Raw genomic sequence first — 26,904 nt, 5'->3', positions numbered from 1 at the left:
CTGGGGGCCCGCATGATGGGCGGGGGCTTTGGCGGCTGCACCATCAACCTGGTGCACGTAGAGCGGCTGGAGGAGTACACGCGGCAGGTAAGCCAGGCCTATGAGCAGCAGTTCGGCAGAGAGCCAAAGGTATACATCGCCCAGATAGTGGATGGGAGCAGCCAGATTGCCTGAGGAAAGTCATATTCATTGGCATAATTTATTTTCTGAACCTATGCCGCTACAAGGCGGCAGCAACTGATAAAACCTATGAGTGCATTTGATTTAGAAGAGCACCCGCATCGTCGTTACAACCCTTTGTCAGGGGAGTGGGTACTGGTATCGCCTCACCGGGCTAAACGCCCGTGGCAGGGCCAGCAGGAAGCTGTAGAGAAAGAGGCACGGCCGGAGTATGACCCTGCCTGCTATCTCTGCCCCGGGAACACGCGCGTAAATGGCGAGCAAAATCCGGCGTACGAGTCTACGTTTATCTTTCAGAATGACTTTGGCGCCCTACAAGCCGACACGCCAGCAGGTTCCTTTACTAAAGGTGGATTACTACAGGCTGAAAGTGAACGAGGCATTAGCAAGGTTATTTGCTTCTCACCACGCCACGACCTTACCTTACCTGATATGGAAGTTGCCGATATCCGAAAAGTGGTTGATCTGTGGGAGCAGCAGTATATAGAACTTGGCAAGCTCGACTTCATCAATTACGTGCAGATTTTTGAGAATAAAGGGCAGGTAATGGGCTGCAGCAATCCGCACCCACATGGGCAGATCTGGGCTCAAAGTGCAGTGCCTGGCGAGCCAGCAAAAGAAACAGTGCAGCAGGAAGCCTATTTTCAGGAGCACGGCCGCAGCTTGCTGTTCGATTACTTGCAACTAGAACTTGAGGAGCAAAAACGCATTGTATATCAGAACGATCATTTTGCTGTATTGGTGCCGTTTTGGGCGGTGTGGCCCTTCGAAACCATTATTATCAGCAAGCGTCATTTTCAGCACATTGCGCAAATGAACGATGCGGAGAAAAATGCTTTTGCCGATGCCATTAAGCAGCTGACCATGGCCTACGACAAAGTATTTAATGTATCTTTCCCATACTCGGCAGGTATTCACCAAAGCCCAACCGATGGACAGGAGCACGGCAGCTGGCATTTCCATATGCACTTTTATCCGCCACTGTTGCGCTCTGCCTCCGTTAAAAAATTTATGGTTGGTTACGAAATGCTGGGCAATCCGCAACGCGACATTACACCTGAAACCAGTGCGGAAAGGTTGAGAAACCTGGTGTAAATTATCTGGCTTTCAACCCCCTACAACAGCAGAGGCCGATCTTTATAAGGGCCGGCCTCTGCTGTTGTAGATATCAAGCTAAAATAAAGTCAAGTCCATTTAGTTAGCAGGGCAATCAGGTCCTCTTGGGTAAACGGTTTGCATAGGTGGTCATTCATGCCGGCAGCCAGGCTTTTATGAATATCGTCTTTATACGCATTAGCAGAGAAAGCAATTATAGTTCCTTTAAAACCTGCCTTGCGAAGAAGTGCTGTTGCTTCCAGACCGTCTATATCCGGCATCTGGATGTCCATAAACACAATATCAAATGGTGTTTCCTGTGCAAGCTTAATAGCTTCTTCGCCGCTCTGCGCCGTGCTCACCCTGGCACCAAAGTTCTCCAGGATGTCTTGCATCAGGAACATGTTAATTTCGTTGTCGTCAACAACTAAGATCTGCTTTTCTTCTTTTAGCTTAAAATCAATGTCTGGTTGATCGTCTGCGGCATCTTCCGTTTGAATTTCAGCTGCTTTCAATTTTACCGTAAACCAGAAAGACGACCCCTTTGACTGGCCTGGCAGTGGACTAATTACTCCCATTTCGCCATCCAAAATATTTACCAGCTTTTTACTAATAGCTAATCCAAGTCCAAAGCCTCCATACCTGCGCGAGGTGGACTGGTCGGATTGCGTAAACGAATCGAAGATAATGGCCTGTTTCGACGAAGGAATACCGACACCAGTGTCTGTTACCGTGCAGGTCAGCACCAGATGTTCGTCCTCGAGTTTATCAACCCTGTGATGAACGGTGATTTCACCTGTTTCTGTGAATTTAATTGCATTGCTTACCAAGTTTATAAGCACCTGGTTAATCCTGTTCGGATCGCCGATCACGATTTCCGGAATGGCTTCATCAAAATAATAGGTAAATGATATGTTTTTGCCAAGGGCAAGGTGTTTATAAGGTTCCAGGTTGGCAGAAGCAATGCTCCTAAGATCGAAAGGGATCAGTTCAAGGAAAATTTTATCCTGCTCAATGCGGTGCAGATCCAGTATATCGCTGAGCAATTTTGTAAGGGTGGAGCCAGAGGTTTTTATCAGGTTCAGGTACTGCCGCTGCGATTTGTTCAACTCAGTTTGCATGAGCAGTTCTGTAAAACCCATAATACCATTAAGGGGAGTTCTGATCTCGTGACTCATGCTAGACAAAAAATTGCTCTTTGCCTCGTTAGCAGCCTCTGCCTTGTTCTTTGCCTCCTTTAGTTCACGTTCTGTTCTTTTTATTTCGGAAATATCTTTGGCGATGATTAGAATACCATCGATCTCTCTACGGCTGTTCATTAGGTAAGAGAAAGAACAGGATGCTGGTAAAATGTGGTGGCTTACCTTAGGCTGTAGCAAGAGTTCTGCGTTCAGGCATTTTCCTTCTCTTCTGAATTTAGTCAGAGCTGCGTTTAACCGAATAGCGTCGCTGGGGTGAACCAATTCAGAAATGCGGTGACCAACAATGTCTTCTTCTTTTAGCTCAAGAAGTTCCTCAAACGCCTCATTTACGGTCCGTACGGTCATGTCAGGGTTCAGAATGACCAGCATATCGACTACCCCCTGGTAAATGCTTTGCATAAAATCGCGGGAGACAGTGGAACTTTTCAGTTCCTGACCAAGCATACTAACTCCGGCAATAATGGCATCTAACTCATCTCCTGTTTCAGAAGCTTCGATCTCATATTCAAAGTTGCCATTGGCTACCTCAGCAATTAAGGTTATTATTTCCTCTATTCTTTCTTTCAGAACTTTCACTAGATAGTATAAATATGTTCTTGTAATGCTGTCACTCTTGGTCTAGCGAAATGGTAGCCTGCAGCATCTCCATGGTATAGTTGTCTTTGGCCTGATAATATCCTACTTTAGGATAAAGTGTAGCGCCCAGCTTTTTCTTTTCTATTGAAGCTGATATACCAAAGTTAACCTTTTTACATTTAAGAGCATTTGCTCTTCGGATAACCTGATATAGAGTTTGCCTGTAAACGCCATACTCTTTAAGGTAATCATAGTTCATGCCAATTAGGGCCGGACTGTAAATATTGTCACTGTTTATGTGACAGAAGCAGACCGAAACAGGTTTTCTAATAGGAGCAGCATCATCCTTTAAATATAAAACAACAAACTCCCAGGAGTTGTTATCATTCATGAGATAGAAAAGCTTATTAGGAAACAAAAAGTTGTTGATGCCATAGTTATTCTTTTTAACATTTGAAAATAGCTGTATGGCATATTCTAATTCATCAGCAGCGAGCTGCTGTTTTACTACCACGTCAAAAAGTTGTTCATTTCGCTTTACCTTGGCTGCGAACTGTTCCCTGCTTTTCCGGCTAAGTGTTTTTCTATATTCCTCTTCTGTTGTCCAATTCAAGTTTTCGACAACACCCGATTCCGGCAGGTCTATTTTCACAAAGTCATGTTCCAACATAAAGTCATCCATCTCCTTGTCTCCTGCGTCCAAGTCACGTAAAAGAATGTTAGCGGCATTTTCCTTTTCCTGCTCTTTGTACAATTCTGCCAAAAAAGTCTTTAGGGCATTTTTCCAGTGTGAACTTTTGCGGTCGAGGAACAAGTGGTTACCCTCTGTGAATAAAGTACCCATCGTAAGCCCGACAGAGGTTAGGTAGTAGGGGTTAAGCTCACGCTCCTTCTCCAGCACTTTAGATATAGACACTTCTGAAAACATGTCGTCTTTCTGCAGGGCAACTACGGCAAATGTCATCAGTACGATTTTGCCTTCCGGATCTTCTACTGCATAATACCTGAAAGCCCAGTTGTTTTCTTTACCTTCATTATCTTTAAATGTCTCTTCCAGAAAACGAAGTCCTTCCCAGTCAAAAATGCCTCTGTTGCCCAGGTGCTCGTTCCAGGTGGAGGCATCAAGGTCTGTAATGGTGTTAAAGCATTGCAATTTCAGTGCGTTATCTGCAACCGGCAAGGGAGGGAGAGCAGCCACAGCGGGAGGAGCCATTTTAAATGCCTTCCTTATTTTCTCGAGGGTCTGGTTGGTTGCGCTCAGCGCCTTGTCAAAATGCAGGCACAGCTTATCGACCAGTAGTTCTATGTCCTCATATGTATTGCTGAGGGATATGGTAATCCGAATGCCTATGTTTTTGGCAGGCACTGCCGGGAAGGTAGCCAAGTTTACATACACACTATCCTGCAGCAACTCCTGCACCAAGTGGTTTCCCATGTCCATGGTGCCGGTGCCGATAAAGAAGATCGGGCTCTGGCTTTCGTGCACCAGGGGCAGGTTGGTGTTTTTGAGCAAAGCGTTAAAGTAGGCAATCTTCTTTTGCAACTCCTCTTGATACTTATAAATTTCATCGCTTCTGTGAATCCTGGCCGATGCCAGCGCAGCACCCAGCGTGGCAGGTTCTATCTGTACCGAAAAGGTAAGCGGGCCTCCGAAGTTGTTGACTTTATTGTACCACTCCTCGTTCGGGAACAGCGACAAGCCACCGCAGGCACCAAACGCTTTTCCAAGATTTGCAGTCAGAACCATCTTGCGGTAGAGTTTATTATCCATCTGGCTCATAACATAACCTGTGCCATGCTTGCCAGCCCAGCTCATGCCATGAGCATCATCAACATACAAATGCAGCTGGTCATATTTCTCGGCCAAGGCTATCATTTCTTTGATAGGTGCAAAATCTCCGTACATAGAATAAACTCCATCGGCCATATACCAGATGCGGTCGAAATTGCTTCGCTGCTTTTTGATCCGGTCTTCCAACATCTCTAAGTTGTTGTGGCGGATCATCTCAACTGTTACTCCTTGAGTAAGCATCTTCTTTACCGCCTCCTGCACGCTGGCATGTACTTGGTGGTCCAGAATTACTAAGTCGGTTTGTCTGATCAGGCTAGGAATAGTAGTGAGGTGCGATAATGTGCAGTTTTTGGATATAACTACTTGAGCCTGATACATTTCCTGAATCATGGTTTCGAGCTCACGATAAAGCGGATTCGAAATATATGTTCTCGACATAGGAAATTGTGTGCCAAACCGTTCAATAGCATCGATAGCTGCTCGCTTAATTTTAGGGTGGTGCTCTAGGCCCAGGTAACCGCAAGTTCCAAAATGGAGGACTTTCCGACCATTAAGTGTAAGTGATCTTCCATCAAGCAATTCATCTTCTGCATGGAGATGAATGATCCCTTTTTTTCTTGACATGGACAGTACAGAATCAACTGTATCGAGAAGGTTGTTGTGTCTTATTTTAGCCATTTTTGTTATATTTGCCTGGATTTCTAGCTAAACAATCCAGGCTGGAATAAATTCAAATTACATGACAAATCTCGGCAGAAAAAATGATCTTCAAACTAAAGATTCGAAATATGTTTATTTCCGATTTGCAGATGGTATTCTTGAATGTTATGTAAAGGAAATAGAGCTACTAGATTTGCCTGCCGCTAAAGTTTGTGTACAGGATCGTCTGGAATTTATTCAAAATAAATCGTATCCCAGCTTATTCGATATCACTAAGGTGAAGAAATCTACGAAAGAAGCCCGAGACTTCATGGCTGACCAAGGGAATGAGCTGGTGACAGCTAGTGCCATATTAGTAACCTCTCCTGTGCTTCGTATGATGGCCAACTTTTTCATATCAGTTAACAAGCCTAAAAATCCTTCCCGCATGTTTACCGATAAGCAGGCTGCACTGGAGTGGCTAGCTCAGTTTAAAGGCAGCTATTGCCTAGCGCTTCTGGCTACGTTGTGGGCGCAAGTTGCCGTTATTATAGCTGTTTGTTAAAACTGAGCCTAAAATTAAGGTGTTAGCCAATATAGATTTGCTTAAATATCAAAAGTATTCACCTCTTAATACTTTGCTGGCAGTAGTAAGACGACTTTATAGTGCAGTCATCCCTTATGCCAAAAATTGATCTAATACATCCAGAAGTCCATTTTCATTAGAATAATTTGCAAGATATCCTCTCTGAGGCAGCAGAGATAAGGACTCTCCTGGCTGCCACTTATCTGGCCGAAGACTGCCGCATCATGAGCAAAGGTTCTAATACCACCCGTTCCGGCTCTGCTTCATAAAATTTTTTATTCTTCGAAAGTTTCAGGTACAGGTTGGCCACTTCCTCGCCCATTTTTACAGTTTGCTGATCTATAGTGGAGAGGGTAGGGGTAATATAGGCTCCAAAAGCTTCGTTGGCAAAACCGATAACGCCCACCTGGTCAGGTACGGTAATGCCATGTGCCAGCAACTGATGAATAGCACCCATGGCCATATAGTCTTCCAGGGCAAAAATGGCGTCGAACTGTACTTGCCTGGCCACTAGCTTATCGACGCAGGCTTTGCCATATTCCATCGAAATATTTCCTCTGAAAACCAGGCTCCCATCAAAAGGCAGGTCGTAATAGGCTAAGGCATCGGTATAACCTCTCAGGCGTTCTTTAAATATAGGCAGATCCCGCTCCGACGATATGTGTACGATGCGTTTGTAGCCTTTGCGGATAAGGTGTTCGGTAGCCATAAAACCACCTTTGTAATCGTTTATCGTTACAGAAGGCACATTGAGCTCAGAGATCGTACGGTCAAAAAAGAGGAGTGGCACGTTGCGCTTTTTTATTTCGGTGTAGTGCTCATACTGAAAGGTTTCGGCAGTAACAGAGGCAATAATGCCATCTACCCTAGACGCCAGAAAAGTGGCAATACCTTTAGTTTCCTGCTTTAGCGACTCATTAGACTGATAGAGCAAAATACTGTAGCCGTTCTCGTGCATCACCCGCTCAATGCCGTGCACCACCGAGCTGAAGAAGGAAACATCGAGGCTCGGAACTACTACGCCGATAATATTGGTGCGACCGGAGCGTAAGGAAGAAGCCACTTTGTTCTGCCGGTACCCTAAACGTTTCGCTGTTTCGCGTACGGCTTCTTTTGTAGTCACGCTAATGGCTGGGTGGTCGTTAAGAGCCCGTGCTACCGTAGAAAAGGTTATGTTTAACTCTTGGGCAATGTCGTGTATCGTTACTTTCTGCACTTTCTGTCTGTTTGGTTATGCCTCGGCCCTAATTCTGTAAAAGCGAAGTCTGCATTTACAAAGCCAGTTTAAACGTTAAAGGAAAATAATTTTAAACATAATTGCAGATAAATTTTTGGATTTCAAAACTTTCTTATAAGTTTATGCCAACGTTGGCATAAACTTATGCCTGTTAGCTGTCGGCAATTATCTGTAACCCGTGGCAGCAGGAAAGGTTTATGCTCTTAAAAAGATGTGAAATATGCTCCTACTAGGAATAGATGTTGGCACTTCATCCATTAAAGTGTCGGTTGTAGATGCTGCTACGCAGCAGTGCGTGGCTTCGGCACAACACCCTGAGGTAGAGTCAGGCATTATATCACACCAGTTGGGGTGGGCAGAACAGTCGCCTGATATGTGGTGGGAGCATGTGCAGGCTGCCATTAAAAAGGTGAATGCCACTTCTATGTTCGATCCCAGAGAAATCGGCTCCATTGGTATTGCCTATCAGATGCACGGGCTGGTGGTGGTGGACCAGGAGCAGCGCGTGATCCGCGACTCCATCATTTGGTGCGATAGCCGGGCAGTGGCCATCGGAGTGGGTGCCCTGCAGGCTATTGGTGAGGAGCGGAGCCTGGCGCACCTGCTTAACTCCCCCGGCAATTTTACCGCCTCCAAACTGGCTTGGGTAAAGCAAAATGAGCCTGAGAAATTCGCTCAAATCTATAAAGCCATGCTGCCAGGTGACTTTATTTCTATGAAGTTAACCGGTGAAATTACCACCAGTATTTCGGCCCTTTCGGAAGGCGTTTTCTGGGATTTTCAGGAGGACCAGCTCTCAGAGGATGTGCTCGGGTACTTTGGCTTTGACAAAGAGTTGATTCCGGAAATAAAACCAGTGTTCTCAGAGCATGGGCACCTTAAGCGGGAGATAGCAGCCGAATTAGGATTAACAGCAGGAATACCAGTTGCCTATAAATCGGGAGACCAACCAAACAATGCCCTTTCCTTAAATGTGCTGAAGCCAGGTGAGGTAGCTGCCACGGCAGGTACTTCAGGCGTCATTTATGGTGTTAGTGATAAGCTGGTCTATGATCCACAGTCGCGGGTAAACACATTCGCGCACGTAAACTATGCCAGCGAGGAGAAGCGGGTAGGGGTGCTGCTTTGCATAAACGGTACCGGTATTCTGAACCGCTGGACAAAAGACATGGTTGGTGCTGGCTTTAGCTACGCCGACATGAACAAGCTGGGCAGTGAAGTGGCTATCGGGAGTGATGGCCTGCGGGTGCTGCCCTTTGGTAACGGCGCAGAACGTATGCTAAACAATAAACTAGTAGGCGCGCATTTCGAGAACATTGACCTGTACAAGCACACGCAGCCGCACATTTTCAGGGCGGTGCAGGAGGGTATTGCCTTTGCGTTCCGGTATGGCCTCGACATTATGCGCGAGAATGGTATGAATCCTACTGTCATCAGGGCAGGCCGCGCGAACATGTTTTTAAGCCCTCTGTTTACAGAAGCTTTTGTGAATGCCACTAACGTGCCGGTGGAGCTTTATCCCAGCGATGGCAGCGTAGGAGCAGCCCTGGGCGCTGGTATCGGGGTGAAAACATTTGCCTCCGGCGACGAGGCCTTCAGCAACACACAGCCTTTGCAGTTAATAGAACCCCAAGCGGCAGCCCAGTACGAGCCGGTGTACCAGGAGTGGAAAGCACTCTTACAAGATAAATTGAACAGAAAATAATACGAACCTCATCAACAGAAAACGCAACACAACATGGCAAACGTAGTATTAGGTGACAAAGAATTTTTTAAAGGAATAGGCCAGATTCAGTTTGAAGGTCTGGAATCGGATAACCCGCTTGCTTACCGCTGGTACGACGAGAACCGCGTAGTGGCCGGCAAAACCATGAAAGAGCACCTGCGCTTTGCAGTAGCTTACTGGCACTCCTTTACCGGTAACGGTTCCGATCCTTTTGGCGGTGCTACCCACATTTTCCCCTGGGACGAAAAAGCAGATGCTGTAGAGAGAGCCAAAGATAAAATGGATGCTGCTTTCGAATTCATCAGCAAGATAAACATGCCTTACTACTGTTTTCATGACGTGGACATGGTGGATTATGGTGATGATATTGTAGAAAATGAGCGCAGGCTGCAGACGCTGGTGGAGTATGCCCAGCAGAAGCAGAAAGAAAGCGGTACCAAACTTTTGTGGGGCACAGCCAACCTGTTCTCGCACAAGCGCTACATGAATGGAGCCTCTACCAACCCAGATTTTCATGTACTGACGCATGGAGCGGCCCAGGTAAAAGCCGCTCTCGATGCCACTATTGCCCTGAATGGCGAAAACTATGTGTTCTGGGGCGGAAGAGAAGGCTACATGAGCCTGCTCAACACCAACATGAAGCGCGAAAAAGAGCATTTTGCGCAGTTCCTGCACGCAGCCAAAGATTATGCACATAAGCAAGGCTTTAAAGGAAAGTTCTTTATCGAACCGAAGCCTGCGGAGCCAACGAAGCACCAGTACGACTTTGATGCCGAAACGGTTATTGGCTTCCTGCGCCAGCACGACTTGCTTAACGATTTCAGCCTGAACCTGGAAGTGAACCACGCCACCCTGGCTGGCCACACTTTTGAGCACGAACTACAGGTGGCAGTAGATGCCGGATTACTGGGTTCTATAGATGCCAACCGTGGCGATTACCAGAATGGCTGGGATACCGACCAGTTCCCGGTAAACATAAACGAGCTGACCGAGGCCATGCTGATTATTCTGCAGGCAGGTGGCTTTAAGGGAGGTGGTATTAACTTCGATGCCAAGATCAGGAGAAACTCAACCGACCCGGCTGATTTATTCTATGCGCACATTGGTGGTGCCGACGCCTTTGCCAGAGCCCTGGTAACTGCTGATAACATTCTTCAGAAGTCTGACTTCAAGAAAATTCGGGAGGAGCGCTACGCCTCTTTCGACAGTGGGAAAGGCAAAGAATTTGAAGAAGGTAAACTGACGCTGGAAGACCTGCGGGCCTACGCCATAGAGCACGGAGAACCGGAGACTCGTAGCGGCAAGCAGGAGTACCTGGAGAACCTGATAAACCGATACATATAATTTTAGAGACTTCATGTTGAAAAGGCTTCGCGGTATTAACTGCGAAGCCTTTTTCTTTTGCCCTTTCCGTGCAAAAGCCTAAGCCACTTTTAATCGCTTTGGGCTCAGGAAGGGCAAAATCATTAGAATAATTAAGACTTGCCAAGCACCTTCTTTTTAGCGTGCACCTGCTTGCAATGATTTGTACGAATAGAGAACCTGTGACGCGGGCGGCAGTGTTGCTCATTTTCCTCTACTGTACTACAGCTTCATTTTTCATCATCATAATTCATTAAATAAAACTTTTTCTATACAAATAATGTATATACATTAAATACTTTTGTAGTTTTGCCATATGCTAACCATGGAGCTGCAGGAACAGGTGTTTTGGTAGCAATTGGAAATTAATAAAATAAATATGTCTGCATTATTCAGTCCCCTCAAGATAAGAGAAATAACCCTTAAGAATAGAATTGCGATGTCGCCAATGTGCATGTACAGCAGCGAAGATGGCTATGCGAACGATTGGCATTTTGTGCACTACGGTAGCAGAGCAGTAGGTGGTGCCGGTTTAATTATTGTGGAGGCTACGGCTGTGGCACCAGAAGGTAGAATTACCCCCGACGACCTCGGTATCTGGAAAGAGGAGCATATAAGCGATTTGCGGAAGATTACCGCCTTTATGCAACAGCATGGAGCAGTAGCGGGCATTCAGCTGGCACATGCCGGCCGGAAAGCTAGTCACCAGAGCCCCTGGAAAGGTGGAGCAGCCATACCGGCAGCAGAAAACGGCGGCTGGCAAACAGTAGCGCCCAGCGCACTTGCCTTCTCTGAGAAGGAGCCAGCCCCACATGCTTTAACGACAGAAGAAATACAGCAGGTTATAGCCGACTTTAAAGCGGCTGCCGTCCGTGCCCTCGAAGCAGGCTTTCAGGTAGTAGAGATACATGCGGCACATGGCTATCTGCTACACGAATTCTTCTCACCTCTGAGCAACACCCGCACCGACCACTATGGCGGCACTTTCGAAAACCGCATTAGGCTGGTAACAGAAGTTACCCAGGCGGTACGAAGTGTATGGCCAGAAGAGCTTCCCTTAATTGTCAGGGTATCTGCTACCGACTGGACCGAAGGTGGCTGGACCTTGGAAGAATCTGTGAAGCTGGCCCGGGTGCTGCAGGAAAACGGAGTTGACTTAATAGATTGTTCTACCGGTGGTAACGTGCCGGCAGCTAAAATTCCGGTGGAGCCAGGTTACCAGGTGCCTTTCGCAGATCGTATTAAAAAGGAAACCAGCCTTTTAACAGGCGCGGTCGGCCTTATTACCGATGCCCAACAAGCTGAGGCAATTATAGCTGAAGGAAAAGCCGACCTTGTTCTGCTGGCCCGGGAATTTCTGCGTGATCCGTACTTTCCGCTGCATGCTGCCCACGAGTTAAAAGCTAATCTGGACTGGCCACTGCAATACGAGCGCGCCAAACCAAGGTAAAGCAAAGTAAAATGAAGTTTCGGGAGGCAAAGCAAGGCTAAAGCAAATAATTAGTTGTTTTGCCTCCTGAAGCCCTTTTTCATTAGCAGAATCTAAAACTTTAGAGTAAACTGTAGTCTTTTTGTTCAGAAGAAATTGTAGTTAATGCCTAGCGTAGTACTCTTGGCTAATGTGGAAGTCAGATGCCACACAACCTTAAAAATGCTCCGGAAGGGCTAAATCATTTGCAGAATTGCTACTTAATGAGAGGGGACTTTGCCCGGAAAATCACCTTTTAATGAATCTGGTAATGCCAGCATGGTGGCGGTGCAGTGGCTAAAAGGGAAAGCAAAGGTGCTGAAATAGCAGAAAAAATAAATATTTGGCATTTGAATATAAATCTTTGTTAACATTTACCGTAAACACCTGAAAAGTTGTGAGACCAGTATATCTTGCAGCTGTTTTCAGCCTAAAACAACCATTCGACCTATGCTTAATTTCGACAAGCTCTCCTTAAATATACCGGACACAACCAAGCCAAGAGTTGTTATTATTGGTGGTGGATTTGGTGGAATTAACCTTGCCAAAAAACTTTCTGGGAAGCATTTTCAGGTAGTTATGTTTGATAAACAGAATTACCATGGCTTTTGGCCGCTACTCTACCAGGTGGCTACGGCCGGACTCGAACCAGATGCCATTGCAGAACCATTGCGCAAAATATTCGGCTCCGACGATTACGAGGATTTTCATTTCCGGCTTGTTCGCGTTACCGGCATTTACCATGCCACCAACACGGTAGCGACCCTAATAGGCGATTTGCAGTATGATTACCTGGTTATTGCCACCGGAACCAAGCCAAACTTTTTTGGCAACGAGCAAATAAAACGCTACTCTTTTCCGCTGAAGCATATACCCGATGCACTAAACCTGCGTAGCCAGCTGCTGCAGTGTTTTGAGCAGGCCAGCATGACCAAAGACGAAGAAATTCGACACAGTTTGCTGAACTTTGTGATTGTAGGTGGTGGGCCTACCGGCGTGGAACTGGCAGGTGCCTTAGCTGAAATGCGCACGCACATTTTGCCAACCGACTACCCGGGCCTTGATTTCAGTAAAATGAACATTTACCTGATTGAAGGCTTGGACCGTGTGCTGCCGCCCATGGATCCTAAGTCGAGTGAAGTAACGCATAGGTATCTGGAAAAGCTAGGCATCAATATAAAGTTGAGTACCCTAGTAGAATCCTATGACGGGCTCACTGTATCCTTGAAAGGAGGGGAGCAAATAAAGGCGCATACCCTTATTTGGGCAGCTGGTGTGGCAGGCGCATTGGTAGATGGCTTGCCGCCTGAATCTGTTGAACGCGGTAGAATACTGGTAAACCCTTTTAACCAGGTTCTTGGCTTTAATAACATTTTTGCCATTGGTGATATTGCCTTCATGAAAACGGAGAAGTACCCCAGAGGGCATCCGGGTGTAGCGCAACCAGCCATGCAACAAGGCAAGTTGTTAGGTAAAAACCTGAAAAGGCTTATAAGAGGAGAGAAGTTGGAGCCGTTTGAGTACTTGGATAAAGGTTCGTTGGCAATAATAGGCCGTAACCGGGCCGTGGCAGACTTGCCGGGAAAAATACACCTGAGCGGGTTCTTCGCCTGGATTATCTGGCTTTTTGTGCACATCATGTACCTGGTGGGCTTCCGTAACAAGTTGGTGGTAATCAGTAACTGGATGTACCGCTTCTTCACTTTTGAGCGAGGAACGCGTCTTATCATCAGGCCGTTTGTCAGGAAAGGTGACCAAAGTGCCCGTGACTTTTTCAAAAAATATAACCCGGATTCTTAGCTATAACTTAGCTATAAGGTCTGTTCTAAGGATTTCGACTGCCTGGCGCCAGCAAAGAGTGCTAGTGCCGGTAGTCGAAATCCTATTGTTTTTACTCGTCTTTGCTGCGTAAATCACTGCTGCACCTGCAGCTCCTTTCAGCTCGCCCTTCGCTTCCTACACCTGTTTATGTTTAGCCTCTGCACCTGGTGCCCTGCCGTTTTATCAGGCTAACGCTGGTTATATTTGCCAATAATGGGTAATTTTAAGTTTATCATTAACAAAATTGGATTTTTATGCGGGACTTGTTTAATAATTTAAATAATGTTTTAGAGCAATCATATTTTAAAAACTCAGTGCAGGATTACCTGATTGCACTGGCTATTCTAGTTATAGGCATGGTGCTGGTTAGAACATTTAAGAATGTTTTTCTGATCAGGGTAAAACGCCTGACCTCCAAAACAAAAACCCAGCTCGACAATTTTGTGGTGGAAAGCCTGGAGCGTTTTGGTGTTCCGGCGCTCTTTATTAGCGTAGCTTATGTTTCATTAACCTCGCTGGTACTGCCACCAAAGTTGCTGCGGGCGCTGGAAGTAGGCCTGACCATTGCCATTACTATTTTGGCTATCCGGTTTATCTCTACTACCATTTTGTTGCTCCTGCAGTCGTTTTTAAAGAGCCAGACACACAGCGATGAAAAGGTGAAGCAATTAGGGGGCATTATGATCATCATCAATATTGTGATCTGGTTTATCGGCTTTATTTTCCTGTTCGACAACATGGGTTACGATGTTACCACGGTGGTAGCAGGCCTTGGAATTGGTGGTATAGCCGTGGCATTGGCAGCGCAGAATATCCTTGGTGACCTTTTTAACTACTTCGTTATATTTCTGGACAGACCTTTCGAAATAGGCGATTTCATTATTATAGACGATAAGCTGGGAGTGGTGGAGAACATTGGCATCAAGACCACCCGCATTAAGAGTTTGTCGGGAGAGCAATTGGTATTTTCGAACAGCGACCTTACCAACTCACGCATTCACAACTACAAGAGAATGCAGCGCCGGAGGATTGTTTTTAAGATAAACGTAACTTACCAGACACCTCACGAAAAGCTGAAGATGATTCCGGGTTTGCTAAAATCGATAGTGCTTGCGCAAAATCCCGTAGAATTTGATCGTGCGCATTTTGCAGCCTACGGCGATTCCAGCCTCGATTTTGAAGTGGTTTATTTTGTGTTAAGCTCAGATTACAACACGTACATGGATGTGCAGCAAGCAATTAACCTGAGTATTTACGAGGAGTTTACAAAGCTGGGAATCGACTTTGCATACCCAACCCGCACTCTGTTTGTTGTAAATGAGCAACAGGAAAAGGTGGAAAATAACATTGCTTTTCAAAACTAATGCTGTACCACCTGCTACTCTTGCACTTCGCTGCCCGTGTTTTAACCAGGGAAGCCGAGGTGTTAGAAAGAAAGAGTTGAGTAGCTTTTTCTAAATGGTTGAGCAGCTATAACAGCAAACAGCTGTTACAACTGAATAAATTTACTGATTGGCATGAACTATAAAAAACTTGGTAATTCTGATTTAGAGGTTAGCGAGATAGGGTTTGGCTGCATGTCGTTAGGAGAGGATGATGCGGCAAATAAAACTTTGCTGCACAAGGCCTTCGACAAGGGTATAAATTATTTCGATACGGCCGATCTGTACCAGCAAGGGCAGAATGAAGTAACCGTTGGAAAAGCTTTTAAAGCGGTGCGGGATAAGGTGCTGCTGGCAACAAAAGTGGGCAACCAAATGCGCCCCGACGGTAGCGGTTGGGACTGGAATCCTTCTAAAGCCTATATTTTAGAAGCCGTTGATAAGAGCCTGAAGCGGCTGCAGACAGATTACATAGACCTGTACCAGCTGCACGGTGGCACGCTAGACGATCCTATAGAAGAGACGATTGAGGCTTTTGAGATACTAAAGCAACAAGGCAAAATACGGCACTACGGAATTTCCTCCATCAGGCCAAACGTGATTCGGGAATATGTGAAAAAATCGCGGATTGTGAGTGTAATGATGCAGTACAGCCTGCTGGACCGCCGACCGGAGGAAGAAAGCCTGACGCTGCTACAACAGCAGGAAATCAGTGTGCTGGCCAGGGGCAGCTATGCTCAGGGGCTTTTGCTGGGTAAGACGCCGAAGGCTTACCTGGGCTACTCTGAGGCTGAGGTGGCTAGAGCTTCCCGTACGGTGGCGAGTATAGCCTCAAAAAGAAGCTGTGCTGCCGAAGTGGCGGGCCGTTTTTCTCTGCATCACCCGGCGGTAACGACGGCGGTTATCGGTATAAGAAACGAAGCGCAGTTAAATGAGGCATTACAGGTGGCTGCTGCTCCGGCCCTTACTTTGTCAGAAGTAGAGGAGCTGACGGCGGCAATTGAGGCAAAAACTTACGAGCAACACCGATAATAACTGGCAGAGAGCCAGCCTATACTATTTTTTCTGTTGCTTCACAGCCTTTACCTGGCCCGGGGTAACAGCCTTGGCTTTGTTGCCCCAGCTATTCTGAACAAAGTTTAGCACATCGGCCACCTCCTGGTCAGAAAGGTAAGTGAAGCCAGGCATATCCATGTTGTAGGCTTCGCCATTAACTGTTATTTCGCCGTTCAACCCATGCACCACCACATTGATTGCCCGTTTCTGATCTTTGAGCAGGTAATCTGATTTTGCAAGAGGAGGGAAGGTGCCTGCTATGCCTTCGCCTGCCGCCATGTGGCAGCTCTGGCAGTTGGCTGTATAGACTTGTTCTCCACGCTTCATGCTTTCGGAAAGTGTATCTTTCTGAGGGGCAGTTACAACGTAGCCTGTAGTAAGAATAAAGGCAGCTAAACAACTTTTAAACATAAACTCAATGCGGTTTTATAAGCCTAAGGTAAGTAAATAGCCGGAATTCTTTCCAAACCTTGGCCCATAATTTTGGTTTGAGCACTGGGAGCAGCTAGTATAAACCTTCTTGTTTACGCAATTGGCTGAGGCTCTTTCATCAAAAGCAATGGTTCTATTGGAGGTAATATTCTTGAAGCGCCAAGGCCTGAGTGAGAAAAATTTTTCTAACTCAGGCCTTGGCGCTTTTTCCGCAAAATAGCTCTGGAAGGCCCTTTTAATTAGCATAATTGCTGTTGGCAAGGGCCCAGTGGAGGCAAGTTTATAGATGGCCGTTTAATTCTGCTCCCACCACCTCTTCGTATAGGAGGCGGTTTGGTTTAGATCAATTGACTCTCCAATGCGGGGGGTAGCCATGTGCACGTTCAGTTCTTTTGCTTTGGCACTTACACGTTCTATCGGATCGGTCCAGGTGTGAAGCGCCAGAGAAAATGCTCCCCAATGGATAGGCAGCAGCAGCTTGCCCTGCACATCCTGAAAAGCCTGCACAGTTTGTTCCGGAAACATATGGATATTTCCCCAGCGCTCATTGTACTGGCCGCATTCCATCATAGCCACATCAAACGGGCCGTATTTATCACCTATCTCTTTAAAATGCGGACCGTAGCCACTGTCTCCGCTAAAGTACAGGCTTTTTTGGCCTGATTTGATAACCCAGGAGGCCCAGAGGGTGGAGAAGCGATCGAACAAACCTCTTCCTGAGAAATGGCGGGCTGGCGTGCAGATAAATGTCAATCCTTTGTGCGTTACCTCATCTCCCCATTTGAGTTCATGAATTTTGGCTTCGTCTACTCCCCAGGCAGCCAGGTGCGCGCCTACCCCCAGTGGTGTATATAACGCGTCTACTTTGTCTTTTAACTGTTGTATGGAGCTGTAATCGAGGTGGTCGTAGTGGTCATGCGAGATAATAACCGCATCGATGTGTGGTAGTTTGGCCACTTCTATGGGTAACTTTTCGGCGTAGCGCTTGGAGCCGAACATCGGAAGGGGCGAAGGCGATTCGCCCAGCATGGGGTCGAGCAGAATGTTTTTGCCGCCAATTTCGAGCAGGAAGGCAGAGTGGCCGAACCAGGTTAAGCGCTCCACACCTTCCGGACGATTGGCTATGTCCAGCGAATCGATGGTTTGCACCGGCAGCAGGTGACCTGGTTGCCGGTTTGGGTCGCCTTTTATCATGTCGCCCATGGTGCTTAACATGTCGCCAAATTTCATGTCCATAGAGGTTGGGATCAGGTTCTGGAATTTGCCGTCCTGGTAATAACTCAGCTGTTCATAGGCCGCTTCTTTTTCTTTGGTTGGCTTGCCGCCAAACTGAGGACTTACATTCATAAAAATGGCTCCACCAAGCAGTATCGCCCCAAACAAACTCCCGATTATTATTCCTATCATTTTCAAAGTCTTTTTTTGTTGTTGCATAAGTTGTTTGTGATCATAAACCGCAGGCAAGAATTCTAAAGCCGGCTGTTTTAAAAAGGAAATAAAAGCCTATTGTTCGAGGCATTTTAAAATAGTTTAAATTTTATATTTTGATAAGTATCGAATTATGACGCAAAAAATTTTAGATGCTGAAGACTTCTCTCACGTAATTCTTGGTTTCTTCGTTTACAGAGGCAGTAATTTGTTTCCCCAACTTCTGCACTCTTATCAGCCCGGCTGATTCCAGTTCTTTAATGTGATGAGAAATAGTGGGAGCGCCAATCTTCATTTTAGCGGCAATATCGCTTACAAAGCATTCGCTCTGAGGTACCGCTAACTGCTCCAGATGCCGAATCTGCAGGTATAGCTCCAGCCTGTTGTCGTTGGCAAGGGCCTTCATAATCCGTGTCAGTTTCTTAATGTCGTGCTGCATAGCTGAGTTTCTGCTACAAATATACGATAATTCGATAAGTATCAAAACGATTTATAGATATGTTATTTGTTTGGAGCGAAGTATTTTTATATTATGGCAATATTTCAGCCCTTTACCAATAATCCATGAAAATACCTCCGGAAGGCCAAATTCATTAGAAGAATTACATCAAAGGTGTTATTGATTTGGTAGTGGCATGATAAGGTTGCTGTAGCGGTGCAGTGGCTGGAGAGCGTGAAGCAAAAAGAGAATAGCAGGTTTCTATCTGTGCTGATCGCTTTCTCTCCTTTGCATCATTACGGAGCAAGAAACAAAATTACCGGGGCTGGAAGCGAGGTGCAGGATATCTGATAGGTCCCTGAACGCTAATTGCTATAGACCAGAAAGGGAGGCTGAGGTAAAGGTGGAATAAAGTGAGGCCCTATGCAGTATGTTTAACAAATAATGAATAGATGTTTCGTTTAATGTAAAGGTGCTTATGGGAGACCTTATAAGATCAGTTATGTTAAGCAAGAGTATCATTTTAGTTGAAAATTGTTTCTTGTTTTTGACAAGCTTCATCGCCTTCACTGTTATAAAAACACTAACAGAAAGTACAACTAACTTTCTGTTAGTGCCTATTAAAAAGTTAAATTATATCTCAATAATTATCGGTTCGTGCTTGGCAAACTGGAGAAAATTATTCGTTATATACTCCGTTTTGTTTTTCATGTAGCTCTTTGTCGTGCCATCACTGCAACCATAATACTCCGCTGATACGACGTCTTTATCGAGCAGTACCTGCACAGCGTAGCTTGTGTCTAACATGACGCTGAAGATGGTAGCCGCTCCGACTTTTGTTCCAAGCATCCTTTCGAGTAACTCCACAGGAGCAAACGATAAACGCGGAAGATTCAAGGCGGCACTTAGCTCCTTTGCCCTGAAAGGCTTATCAGCCGTAGTGACCCAAAGATAAAAGTCGGTATGCTGCCGATTGCAAAGGAAAAGAGTCTTCACCATTTGCATATTAAGCTTTTCATTGATGAGAACACAGTCTTCCATTGAAATCGCATCGTCGGTATCAACGCGCTCAAAGGGTATTTCAAGTTTTTGTAAGGTGGCATAGGCCATTTCCTGCAGTTTCGTTTTAAACTCAGCCGGAGCAGTGTTTTTTACCTCGCTTATATAGAACATACTTGTTTTGCTTTTCTGGTTTTTAATGATTTGTAGTAGTTCATCGCTGCTATCGCTGCCAGCATGATCAGGATGCCTGCCAGCTGCACAGGGCTTGTGTGCTCCTTCAGGACAAGGCTTGCACATAAGACGGCAACCGGAAGCTCAACGGTCATTAATATGGAGCTGATGCCAGCACCGATTTTTGGTATACCGGCTGCGAAAAGTGCTGTCGGAATGGTGGTGCCCACTACAGCGAGAAACACCGCTATGAGCAGGAACTCATAACCAAAATGGGTATCGTTGATAATGGGTTCCGCATTTACGGTAAAAATGGCCAAAGCGGAACCCATCATAATCAGCGTACTCTTAGGCAGCCAATTCACATTTTTGCCAACCCTGCTGTTGGCCACGATATAAACAGCGTAGGTGAAAGATGAACCAAGGGCTAACATAACTCCTGTCCAGGAGAAAGATGAAATTTCCACATTGAAAAGGTTTCCTGCCATTACAGTACCTATAAGGATGAAGAAAACAGTTAGGAGTTCCAGCACGCTTGGCCTCTTGCGGAATACAGCCCACTCCAGCAGAATGCTGAACCAGGTGAATTGCATTAGAAGCACGATAGCCAGTGAAGCGGAAATATGGCTGACGGATTGGTAATACAGGAAGTTAGTAAGCCCTATCGCTCCGCCTGTTGTCAAGAGCGGCACAAGTTTATTGCGTGAGAGCCTTAAGCTTTCTTTTTTTCGGGACAACAATAGAAACATCCCAAGGAATATTGCCGCCAGAAGAGCCTGGGAAAAGGAAAGCTCGGCAGCGTTGTATCCTCGCAAATGGAACAGTTTGATGAAAGAAGACATCGTTCCATACATGGCTCCACCTATGAGAACCATTACTATATATTTAAGATTTTTCACTTCAGGATTATTAATTGAAATAATTAAGATTTAACCAAATACCAGTGGATGAGGCTAAATAACCCTGAATGATTATATTAAAATGCACAAAGACATGTCCTCACTGAAGAGTGAGAATGCAATAATGACAAAATCCGGTTATTCAGCCTTTAGGCTACCGGGGGGGGAGTATTTGAAGAGTATAGTTTGTACATAAAAATTAATTACTATAAGGGCAAATGTAATATAAATTCCAAAATTTAAAAATCATTCTCCCCGAAGTACTTTCTCCATATAGGCTGTTCCCTCTACCGGATTCTTGAAGTATGGTCGTATTTCGTAAAAGCCAAAGGAAAGGTACAGCTCTTTAGCCTTAAGCAATGTAGGTATCACATCCAATTTGATCTTAGTATACCCAAGGATTCGGGCTTGTTCTAATGCCTTCTGGAGTAAGGTTACACCGATTTTATAGCCTCTGTACGAATCACTGACATAAAGCCTTTTCAGTTCGGCAATCTCAGGCTCTAATTTTCTTATGCCAACACAGCCAACTGCCATTTCTCCGTCCAAGGCAAGGATGAACGCACCTTCGGGTACAGCGTACTTTTGTTCCATAGTTGAAAACTCTGAAGGCAAATCCATATAAGCAAGGTCGATACCCAGGGTTACAAGGTATTCTGAGATAACGTCTTTGCTTTTTTGAAAATCTCCCAGGCTTTCTGCTATTCGGTATGTAATCGTTTTTATTTTATAATAGCTAAGCTATAAAGATATAACAAACGGAGAATAAAGCTGGCCGGCAGGTGGTTCCTTCTCCCGCCAGAGTACCAAACCCCCCCTCGGTTCCAGGCTGTGGGGGTGGTTTATCCTAAAACAATATTTATGTTCATTAAGGGTGGTCACAAGATAATTCACATTCCGCAGAAGTAAGGAGGGGAGAGCACTTAAGTTTCGCTTGACTGTCCATGGAGGCATTGGCCTTGACCGGGGCTGAGTCTATCGCCCGCCCTGCTGCCCGACACCCTGACTATCTCCACGCACAAGTTGAAGACCCTGATAAAGAGCCTCTTGATCAAAGCCTCTGGATAAAGCTAACGGGTGCGGGAGAGGGTGGAGTGTCAAGGCAGCGGATCGTCGGGCTGATAGCATGTAAAGTAGAGCAGATCCAGCCTTAGGCCGCAGTGCTTGATAAGGCGGCGATCAAAGGAGTTTTCTCCATGTAACCCACTTGGCACAGCTTAAAATTACACCACCTGATCAATGCTGTGCTGTCCGCACTTGTCGTAGTGGGACCCTGTCAGCTCATAGAGAAAGTCCGGGTTAACTGCTGTTTGAGCCGCTAGTAAAAGTTGTGCTCCTGTAGGTGCGTCGAGAGACAGAAATGTAGCTCGTTCTCATCCCTGACAGTCTTTTTCCCCAGCATAACAACAAAGGTTTAACCTATAGGCTTGCGGTTGTATTCAGGCAGTTGTGCAACAGCCGCGGCCGAAATTTGAGATGAATATTTGTAAATCTATAGTAGGACTAGACACTTTGTTTCGTTTGATACATTTACTTCAATGATAAAAAGGTTTTATTTGCACTTTAATTTAGTGGCCAGTTATGAATATTAAATAGTAACAGGAGTTTATAGAGAACTGCTAAAATTCATATGTAGCAATGACAACCATTCTTAATATTGGAATTGTATTATCTTTTTTTTTGGGTATCCTTTTATTTTCTAAAAGAGGTAAAGCGCTTACCGACAACATTTTATCAATCTGGCTATTAACCATTGGGGTTCATCTAACAGGATACTTTCTGTATTACAAGGGGTATTGGATATTATATCCTCATTTAATTGGAATAACAACCCCGCTGCCATTCCTGTATGGTCCATTTTTATACCTTTATCTTGTTTACTCCATCCGTAACAGCAACCAATTAAAACCGCTCGATTATCTGCATTTTGCGCCCGCAGCTTTAGCTTATTTGTATATGATGCCGTTTTATTTTTCCTATTCAGCTGAAGAAAAGGCAGCGGTGGACAAAGGGCTTGTTGAAGATTATAGTGTGTTCTCGACTGTTTTGCTTATTGGCTTTATTGTTTCCGGCTTAACATATGCTCTTATCTCTTACAGTAAACTGCTTAAGCGGAAGAATCTGGTGCTAGATAATTTTTCATACGAGAACCGCATTAGCCTCAGCTGGCTCCAGTATTCTATTTTAGCAACAGGCTTTGTCTTTGTTACTGTAGCCCTTGTTTCTGTCTTTCGTGAAGGCTTTGGATTTGCTTTTCCTTTCAATGCTGACATTTTGTTTTATTCCATCATTGTTGGGTTTGTGGTTTTTATTGGGTATTCAGGTATTCGCCAGCAAGATTTATTTTCTAACACTCCTAAAAGTGTAGAAGTACTGGTGAATGCTGAAAGTGGGTATAAGAAATCAGGGCTAAAAGAAGATACTGCCATAATCAAGCATCAGGAACTGCTGTGGGTAATGGAGAATGAAAAACCTTATTTGAACCCGAAGCTTACCTTAACCGAGCTTTCGCTCCGGCTGGAGATGTCGCCAAACAATATGTCACAATTAATCAATCAGTACGAGCAGGTTAACTTTTATGACTTTATTAATAGATATCGGGTGGAAGAGTTTATACGAAGAGCGCAGTCCAATACTAATTTCAGCCTTCTTGCCCATGCCTTTGACGCAGGTTTTAATTCAAAATCTGCCTTCAATTCCGTTTTTAAGAAGGTTAAATCAGAAACCCCTTCCCAATATCTGGCTAAATTTAACAGTTAGCGGGTAAAAATTCGCTAACCTAATTTAATGTTCAATCAGTTTGTTGTCAACTAGTTAGGAGTGCAGTCCTATAGGACTACACTCCTAAAAGGCTCCGTCCTTCACGCAAGGGCGAAGCGCAGTGATTTCTGTGAAATATTTGTATCCTAAACATTTTAAAACACAGGAATCATGAACATCAACAGTTATGGAAAAACTGGCCTTTTCTTTGGCTTATCAACCCTTATTTCATGGGCTTTTTGGACTATCTCAAGTTGTGTCAGCATGGTGCAGCCTGCCGGTACGGTATCCTATTCGTTGGTTAGTATTATTGCTTTTACGGGTTTATTGTCGCAGTTGCTTATTGTTTTTTTTCTTACAAGTAGTAATAATGAAGTAGTTAGGGATTTAAAAGGCCGCTTTCCTAGTTTTAAGGGTGCGGCTTATTCATATATTGTGCTGGCATTTTTATTAATGCCGCTCAGCATTTATTCTCCTAATTTTTGGGTGAGCCTTTTCACTTTTATAATGATCATCAACTGGATCTATTATAAAACTATCCGCAATATTATCCTTCCTACTGCTTTTCATATAGCTGCCGGGTTTTTCAATGAAATATTTGCTGCGCACCCGGTGAGCCAGGTCATTCAAACCTGTCTCCTTGTACTTTATACCTGCTATATAGTCATCAATGATAAAGATCTCCTTTTTGCTAAAGAGCTAAAAGTGTATTGGCAAAAAAGCAGGGCTTTTCCTAGACTTATAAATATTCGCGTTTGTATAGCTTTTTTTGTTTTTAGCATGCTATCGCTGGGAGCTACAACGAAATTGCTAGCTCAGGACATCGTGCAAAACATCAATGGAAAAGTATATGATGAGATAAGCCAGGAGCCCTTACCATTTGCCACCATTGTTTTAAAAAGTACTGATCCGCCTACCGGAACGACATCAGATGTAAACGGTAATTTTATTCTGGAAAATGTAAAAGTTGGCCGCCACACCATTTCAATCTCTATGATTGGGTATGACACCTATGAGATCAAAGAATTTTTGGTAAGTTCTGGATCAGTTATCCATTTAAATGTAGGGTTGCAGCCAAACTACAAAGAGCTGAATGAAGTGGTGGTTCGCGTGAGTAAGTCCACACCTTTAAATAGTATGGCTACTTTAAGCAGCCGTCAGTTTACTGTAGAGGAAACACAGCGATATGCAGGTGGAATGGACGACCCGGCACGATTGGCAACATCTTTCGCAGGTGTGGCTAACCCGTCCATAAGTGACAATGGGATTTCGGTTCGCGGCAATAACCCTGATGGGCTCCTATGGCGGATTGAAGGTGTAGAGGTACCAAGCCCTAACCACTTTGCCAATCTTTCTGTTGCAGGAGGAGGCTTATTATCAGCCATTAGCAGCCAGATGATGGGCAATAGCGATTTTTTTACGGGTGCATTTCCTGCCGAATATGGCAACGCTTCTTCAGGCGTGTTTGATATAAATTTACGCGAAGGGAACCGCTACAAAAGGCAATATTCTTTTAAAGCCGGTGTGTTGGGCGTTGAAGCACTGGCCCAGGGACCTTTTCATAAAAACTCAGAGGCCACTTATATTGTAAATTACCGTAATTCAACCATGGCGCTGCTTGCCCCCTTCTTGCCTAATGATGCTGGTATTATAAAATACCAGGATATTACCTTCAAAACCACTTTCCCTACAAAGAAGTACGGAAAGTTTACCCTTTGGGGGATTGGCACTATCGATGGTGTGGACAATTATGCAGACGACAGTGCTAAATGGGAATCGGATTTCCAGCGGGATAATTCAAAAACGGCCATGTATATGTATGCCACGGCACTATCCCATAGAATTCTCTTGCCTGGCGATGCATTTCTGAAAACCAGCTTCTCGCTTACCGGTAGCGGATTAAATTTTTCTGAAGAGCGACTGGATTACACTTTGAAAGCACACCCACAATCGAAAGCAGTAAACAATACCAGTAGTGTTACTATCCAAAGTGAAGTTAGCACCAGCTTTCTCGATAAACACACGAATAAAACGGGGATTCGGTATACCCACAATTTTTTTGACCTGGATGTGGAGCAGTCACCTGCAAATGATATGAGCCCTATTCCAATCATTAATCAAACAGGGAATACCGGGTTTATGCAAATGTTTTCGCAATCGAAGATTAGCTTAACACCACGCCTGGTGCTCCATGCAGGTATCAATACCCAATACTTGCTGCTAAATAAAGCCCTTTCTGTTGAGCCTCGGGCAGGAATTAAATACCACCTCAACGATAAACAGAGTTTTGGTTATGCCTATGGTAGGCACAGCAGAATGGAACAGTTATCTGTTTATTTTGCATCTGTAAATGGAAGAACACCCAATACAGAGCTCAAATTTGCCAAATCTTCGCATCATGTGATCTCTTATCAAGCCAAAATTACTGATAACCTGCACCTGAGCATCGAGCCGTATTATCAGTACCTGCATCATGTACCGGTAGCTTCAAGTGGGTATATTTCAACGCTGAACAATAGCAATAATATTTTTTTCAACAAAGCGCTAGTAAGCGAAGGCAGGGGAAAAAATATTGGTATTGATCTTACGCTGGAAAAATACCTGAGCGAAGGCTACTATTATATGTTAACAGCAAGTGTTTTCGATTCCAAATATACAGGGGCCGATGGCATTACAAGAAATACCCTGTTTAACAAAAATTACACTTTTAACCTTCTTGCCGGGAAAGAATGGCAGGTTCGCAATAACAATATTTTCAGTGCCAATATCCGGTTAAATTATTTAGGAGGTAATCGTGTAGAACCTATTGACTTGGATGCTTCCCTGCACCGACAAGAGGTGGTGTATGGCGAAACGGAAGAAAATGTGGCCTTTGAGAAAAAACATAGAGATTTACCGGTACTTTCGCTGACCCTTTCCTATAGGGTGAACAGGGCTAAATTCTCATCTTTATGGTCGCTACAAGTACTTAACCTAACCGGTGCCGAAGAGTTTTCTAGGGATTTTTACAACCTTAAAACAAATACTGTTGAGGCAAAATTTGATAGGCTGATCATTCCTAACATCAGCTATAAAATTGAATTTTAAAAACGTACCATATCTCTAATAATAATCTCTATTTATTTAAAATTAGGTACTCCAATAAGTTTTATTTAGCGACAGGCACCTAATAGCCATCAGGTGCCTGTCGAGCTTTTTTAGAAGGAGAGCACCTTTCTCACCAGCCTGGAGCATCTCTGCCTGAGGGTGCAGAAGAACCTTTCGGCATGTTTGGTATCATTCTTCCTGCCCGAGATGCGGTGCCTCTCGGCCGGTATAACCTGCTTATAGGCCTCCCAGTCATAGGTGAGGAAGGTTCCCTGCGACTGTAGTGCTCGGGCAACTGCTCCCACAGCCCCTGTGCCCCCTCGGTGTCTCTGTCTCCCAGCCAGGTCCCGGAATAGAGAAGGGGGGCGGCCTGCTGATCTTTCAAAGACGGCTACAGAGAAAGCCAGGCTGCTAAGATCCTCTTTGACTCGGGTACAAGAACAGTGGAGCAGATCGTACAGGCCTCAGGCATTGGCCGGGTGACCCCTCAGGCATTGGTCGGGTGACCCCTCAGGCATTGGTCGGGTCACCTGCTACCGCTACCTAGATTATTAAAGCAGCAAG

General features: G+C 45.0%; 20 protein-coding genes. 10 read left to right on the top strand and 10 right to left on the bottom strand.

The window, feature by feature from the left end; translation table 11 throughout:
* Positions 1-249 precede the first annotated feature (249 nt).
* Complete coding sequence (locus ACMA1I_RS04520; RefSeq protein ID WP_337067095.1) at positions 250-1,275, top strand: UDP-glucose--hexose-1-phosphate uridylyltransferase; 1,026 nt, start codon at positions 250-252, stop codon at positions 1,273-1,275.
* 89 nt (positions 1,276-1,364) lie between these two features.
* Here the strand turns inward: ACMA1I_RS04520 and ACMA1I_RS04515 are convergent, their stop codons facing one another.
* The gene (locus ACMA1I_RS04515; RefSeq protein WP_337067094.1) at positions 1,365-3,053 is read right to left on the bottom strand and encodes a PAS domain-containing hybrid sensor histidine kinase/response regulator; all 1,689 of its coding nucleotides are present in this window, start codon (positions 3,051-3,053) and stop codon (positions 1,365-1,367) included.
* A gap of 31 nt (positions 3,054-3,084) precedes the next feature.
* Positions 3,085-5,523, bottom strand: coding sequence for a GNAT family N-acetyltransferase (locus ACMA1I_RS04510; protein WP_337067093.1), 2,439 nt, complete (start codon positions 5,521-5,523; stop codon positions 3,085-3,087).
* Between the two features lie 61 nt (positions 5,524-5,584).
* Here ACMA1I_RS04510 and ACMA1I_RS04505 point away from each other — a divergent pair, with 61 nt between their 5' ends.
* Positions 5,585-6,049 carry a hypothetical protein gene (locus tag ACMA1I_RS04505; RefSeq protein WP_337067092.1) on the top strand — a complete coding sequence of 155 codons (465 nt, stop codon included), beginning with the start codon at positions 5,585-5,587 and terminating at the stop codon, positions 6,047-6,049.
* Positions 6,050-6,269: 220 nt separating this feature from the next.
* On the opposite strand, the gene ACMA1I_RS04500 is transcribed toward ACMA1I_RS04505, so the two are convergent.
* Positions 6,270-7,286, bottom strand: coding sequence for a LacI family DNA-binding transcriptional regulator (locus ACMA1I_RS04500; protein WP_337067091.1), 1,017 nt, complete (start codon positions 7,284-7,286; stop codon positions 6,270-6,272).
* 241 nt (positions 7,287-7,527) lie between these two features.
* Here ACMA1I_RS04500 and ACMA1I_RS04495 point away from each other — a divergent pair, with 241 nt between their 5' ends.
* The 6 genes from ACMA1I_RS04495 (at position 7,528) to ACMA1I_RS04470 (ending at position 16,098) form a co-directional block, all read left to right on the top strand.
* Positions 7,528-9,012, top strand: a complete 1,485-nt coding sequence (locus ACMA1I_RS04495) for a xylulokinase (RefSeq protein WP_337067090.1) — start codon at positions 7,528-7,530, stop codon at positions 9,010-9,012.
* Between the two features lie 33 nt (positions 9,013-9,045).
* Positions 9,046-10,377: a xylose isomerase gene (gene xylA, locus ACMA1I_RS04490; protein ID WP_337067089.1), complete on the top strand. Its 1,332-nt coding sequence runs from the start codon at positions 9,046-9,048 to the stop codon at positions 10,375-10,377.
* 397 nt (positions 10,378-10,774) lie between these two features.
* Positions 10,775-11,845: an NADPH dehydrogenase NamA gene (namA, locus tag ACMA1I_RS04485; protein WP_337067088.1), complete on the top strand. Its 1,071-nt coding sequence runs from the start codon at positions 10,775-10,777 to the stop codon at positions 11,843-11,845.
* A 468-nt stretch (positions 11,846-12,313) separates the two neighbouring features.
* A complete protein-coding gene (locus tag ACMA1I_RS04480) occupies positions 12,314-13,663 on the top strand; it encodes an NAD(P)/FAD-dependent oxidoreductase (RefSeq protein WP_337067087.1) in 1,350 nt (449 codons plus the stop codon).
* 275 nt (positions 13,664-13,938) lie between these two features.
* Positions 13,939-15,048 (top strand): mechanosensitive ion channel family protein, encoded by a 1,110-nt coding sequence (locus ACMA1I_RS04475; protein ID WP_337067086.1) that lies wholly within the window; start codon positions 13,939-13,941, stop codon positions 15,046-15,048.
* A gap of 153 nt (positions 15,049-15,201) precedes the next feature.
* Positions 15,202-16,098: an aldo/keto reductase gene (locus ACMA1I_RS04470; RefSeq protein WP_337067085.1), complete on the top strand. Its 897-nt coding sequence runs from the start codon at positions 15,202-15,204 to the stop codon at positions 16,096-16,098.
* Positions 16,099-16,122: 24 nt separating this feature from the next.
* Here ACMA1I_RS04470 and ACMA1I_RS04465 read toward each other — a convergent pair whose 3' ends face one another.
* The 6 genes from ACMA1I_RS04465 to ACMA1I_RS04440 form a co-directional block, all read right to left on the bottom strand.
* Positions 16,123-16,533: a cytochrome c gene (locus ACMA1I_RS04465; RefSeq protein ID WP_337067084.1), complete on the bottom strand. Its 411-nt coding sequence runs from the start codon at positions 16,531-16,533 to the stop codon at positions 16,123-16,125.
* A gap of 315 nt (positions 16,534-16,848) precedes the next feature.
* Positions 16,849-17,961, bottom strand: coding sequence for an MBL fold metallo-hydrolase (locus ACMA1I_RS04460; protein ID WP_337067083.1), 1,113 nt, complete (start codon positions 17,959-17,961; stop codon positions 16,849-16,851).
* 169 nt (positions 17,962-18,130) lie between these two features.
* Positions 18,131-18,466, bottom strand: coding sequence for a metalloregulator ArsR/SmtB family transcription factor (locus ACMA1I_RS04455; protein ID WP_337067082.1), 336 nt, complete (start codon positions 18,464-18,466; stop codon positions 18,131-18,133).
* Between the two features lie 588 nt (positions 18,467-19,054).
* Positions 19,055-19,594: a YbaK/EbsC family protein gene (locus tag ACMA1I_RS04450; RefSeq protein ID WP_337067081.1), complete on the bottom strand. Its 540-nt coding sequence runs from the start codon at positions 19,592-19,594 to the stop codon at positions 19,055-19,057.
* Positions 19,582-20,493, bottom strand: a complete 912-nt coding sequence (locus tag ACMA1I_RS04445; protein WP_337067080.1) for a DMT family transporter — start codon at positions 20,491-20,493, stop codon at positions 19,582-19,584. Before ACMA1I_RS04445 ends, ACMA1I_RS04450 begins: the two co-directional genes overlap by 13 nt.
* A gap of 246 nt (positions 20,494-20,739) precedes the next feature.
* Positions 20,740-21,087, bottom strand: coding sequence for a GNAT family N-acetyltransferase (locus tag ACMA1I_RS04440; RefSeq protein WP_337067079.1), 348 nt, complete (start codon positions 21,085-21,087; stop codon positions 20,740-20,742).
* Positions 21,088-22,131: 1,044 nt separating this feature from the next.
* Here ACMA1I_RS04440 and ACMA1I_RS04435 point away from each other — a divergent pair.
* Both ACMA1I_RS04435 and ACMA1I_RS04430 read left to right on the top strand, forming a co-directional pair.
* On the top strand, positions 22,132-23,253 hold the full coding sequence (locus ACMA1I_RS04435; protein ID WP_337067078.1) for an AraC family transcriptional regulator: 1,122 nt from the start codon (positions 22,132-22,134) through the stop codon (positions 23,251-23,253).
* A 171-nt stretch (positions 23,254-23,424) separates the two neighbouring features.
* Positions 23,425-26,340 (top strand): TonB-dependent receptor, encoded by a 2,916-nt coding sequence (locus ACMA1I_RS04430; RefSeq protein ID WP_337067077.1) that lies wholly within the window; start codon positions 23,425-23,427, stop codon positions 26,338-26,340.
* Positions 26,341-26,450: 110 nt separating this feature from the next.
* On the opposite strand, the gene ACMA1I_RS04425 is transcribed toward ACMA1I_RS04430, so the two are convergent.
* Positions 26,451-26,645 carry an IS1 family transposase gene (locus ACMA1I_RS04425; RefSeq protein ID WP_414703866.1) on the bottom strand — a complete coding sequence of 65 codons (195 nt, stop codon included), beginning with the start codon at positions 26,643-26,645 and terminating at the stop codon, positions 26,451-26,453.
* Positions 26,646-26,904: the final 259 nt, after the last annotated feature.

Source organism: Pontibacter sp. 13R65 (assembly GCF_047525655.1).
Taxonomy (GTDB): Bacteria; Bacteroidota; Bacteroidia; order Cytophagales; family Hymenobacteraceae; genus Pontibacter.
This window is presented reverse-complemented; position numbering and strand designations above follow the sequence as displayed.

Excerpts from the sequence above, each read along its gene's own strand:
- ACMA1I_RS04475 (WP_337067086.1), top strand. The coding sequence starts at position 13,939 with ATGCGGGACTTGTTTAATAATTTAAATAATGTTTTAGAGCAATCATAT.
- ACMA1I_RS04505 (WP_337067092.1), top strand. The coding sequence starts at position 5,585 with ATGACAAATCTCGGCAGAAAAAATGATCTTCAAACTAAAGATTCGAAA.
- ACMA1I_RS04470 (WP_337067085.1), top strand. The coding sequence starts at position 15,202 with ATGAACTATAAAAAACTTGGTAATTCTGATTTAGAGGTTAGCGAGATA.
- ACMA1I_RS04480 (WP_337067087.1), top strand. The coding sequence starts at position 12,314 with ATGCTTAATTTCGACAAGCTCTCCTTAAATATACCGGACACAACCAAG.
- ACMA1I_RS04435 (WP_337067078.1), top strand. The coding sequence starts at position 22,132 with ATGACAACCATTCTTAATATTGGAATTGTATTATCTTTTTTTTTGGGT.
- ACMA1I_RS04495 (WP_337067090.1), top strand. The coding sequence starts at position 7,528 with ATGCTCCTACTAGGAATAGATGTTGGCACTTCATCCATTAAAGTGTCG.
- ACMA1I_RS04450 (WP_337067081.1), bottom strand. The coding sequence starts at position 19,594 with ATGTTCTATATAAGCGAGGTAAAAAACACTGCTCCGGCTGAGTTTAAA.
- ACMA1I_RS04520 (WP_337067095.1), top strand. The coding sequence starts at position 250 with ATGAGTGCATTTGATTTAGAAGAGCACCCGCATCGTCGTTACAACCCT.
- ACMA1I_RS04465 (WP_337067084.1), bottom strand. The coding sequence starts at position 16,533 with ATGTTTAAAAGTTGTTTAGCTGCCTTTATTCTTACTACAGGCTACGTT.
- ACMA1I_RS04510 (WP_337067093.1), bottom strand. The coding sequence starts at position 5,523 with ATGGCTAAAATAAGACACAACAACCTTCTCGATACAGTTGATTCTGTA.
- ACMA1I_RS04440 (WP_337067079.1), bottom strand. The coding sequence starts at position 21,087 with ATGGAACAAAAGTACGCTGTACCCGAAGGTGCGTTCATCCTTGCCTTG.
- namA (WP_337067088.1), top strand. The coding sequence starts at position 10,775 with ATGTCTGCATTATTCAGTCCCCTCAAGATAAGAGAAATAACCCTTAAG.
- ACMA1I_RS04430 (WP_337067077.1), top strand. The coding sequence starts at position 23,425 with ATGAACATCAACAGTTATGGAAAAACTGGCCTTTTCTTTGGCTTATCA.
- xylA (WP_337067089.1), top strand. The coding sequence starts at position 9,046 with ATGGCAAACGTAGTATTAGGTGACAAAGAATTTTTTAAAGGAATAGGC.
- ACMA1I_RS04460 (WP_337067083.1), bottom strand. The coding sequence starts at position 17,961 with ATGATAGGAATAATAATCGGGAGTTTGTTTGGGGCGATACTGCTTGGT.